The sequence below is a fragment of the Egibacteraceae bacterium genome (assembly GCA_040905805.1).
Taxonomy (GTDB): domain Bacteria; phylum Actinomycetota; class Nitriliruptoria; order Euzebyales; family Egibacteraceae; genus DATLGH01.
Window position 1 is genome coordinate 1 of the sequence record JBBDQS010000047.1, and the last position, 1,343, is coordinate 1,343.

The 1,343-nt window shown below is 68.1% G+C and carries 2 protein-coding genes; both read right to left on the minus strand.

Annotation, left to right across the window (positions count from 1 at the left end; all coding sequences use genetic code 11):
• Positions 1-194: 194 nt before the first annotated feature.
• Positions 195-554, minus strand: coding sequence for a HepT-like ribonuclease domain-containing protein (locus WD250_05550; protein ID MEX2619665.1), 360 nt, complete (start codon positions 552-554; stop codon positions 195-197).
• Positions 551-1,069, minus strand: a complete 519-nt coding sequence (locus WD250_05555; GenBank protein ID MEX2619666.1) for a helix-turn-helix domain-containing protein — start codon at positions 1,067-1,069, stop codon at positions 551-553. The genes WD250_05550 and WD250_05555 overlap by 4 nt, the downstream gene beginning before the upstream one ends.
• Positions 1,070-1,343: the final 274 nt, after the last annotated feature.

Genomic DNA, 1,343 nt, shown 5'->3' on the forward strand with positions numbered 1-1,343 from the left:
CCGCGGCTACGTCGCCGACCTCACCGCCCTGCTCGAGATCGTCACCATGTGACGGGAACCCCTGGTCATCCGCCACAACACCCGGCCGCTGACGCAACCGCCATCCGGCGAAGACGACGAACCACGAACAGACACCCGCATGCACGCGAACGTATCGACGCCCTGGTCGCCGTGGTACGCGCCAGATGGTCCCTTCAGGCTGGCTCATCGGGCGGCTCAGCGCTTGCTCGGAGGCGTGTGAGCATCCGGTGGACGGCGGCCACGAGCGCAGGCAAGTCGTCGTCCACGGTTGCCTGGACGATCCCGGCAGCGGTGTCGAAGTAGCGGTGAGCGAGCTGATCCCGCATCCCGGCGACGTCACGCCACGGGATGCCTGGTTCAGCGGCCAGGAGCTCCGGATTGATGTCCTTGACCGCTTCGCCGATCTCGATGAGGCGGACGCGAACGGCATCGAAGATGAGACCGTCGTCGAGGCTGCCCCGCCGCAGGTGGGACGCGATCGCGTCGGCCGACGCCACGATGTCCGCGAGCCGCTCGTCGTCGCGTCGGCTCATAGGGGAATCGCTTCGGCGAGGACCTCGGCACGGATCCGTGGCTTGAGCGTCTCGGCTGGTACCACGTCAACCTCGACGGCCAGGAGTTCGCGCAGTTCGCGCTTCAGCCCAGCGAGAGCGACGACGCCGACCCCGGGGTCGAGATCCATCAAGAAGTCAACATCGCTGGCGGCGGTGTCGTCGCCTCGGGCGACGCTGCCGAACACTCGCACGTTGTGAGCGCCGCGCTTCATAGCTGCCTCGATGATGGCCTTGCGGCGACGCCGGAGCCGCCGCCCAAGCGGCGTGTCGGGTAGGCCGAGCTGGCGATCAGGAGCCGGAAGGATGTCGAATTCGAGCGTGTGCCCGGTCGCCTCGACGAGCCGAGCGAGCGTATGTACCCCGGGTTCTCGGCGGCCCGACTCGTAGGCACTGATCACCGACTGCGAGATCCCCGAGCGACGCGCGACATCGGTCTGCGACAAGCGCGCTCGCTTGCGAGCATCACGAAGCACCTCGCCCGCTCGGCTGGTCATGGACATATCCTATTGCGGATCGTCTATGAGAACAAGGCGTCCGGGTCTATCGCACTCGCCGTTCCGTCGATGCTGGTCCGCTTGCATGGGCGCTGCGCCACGACGCGCGGCTGGTCGACCCTTCGCGACCGCGTGCTCGACCGGCTCGGGATCGACCGGCGGCGGCTCGTGGCCACCAGTGGGGCGCACTTTGCGTGCACACGGCGGTGGGCTCACAGCTACACGGGCGGGCCATCGGCGGGCGGTCCACCCATGGGCTGGTGTGGCACTCACG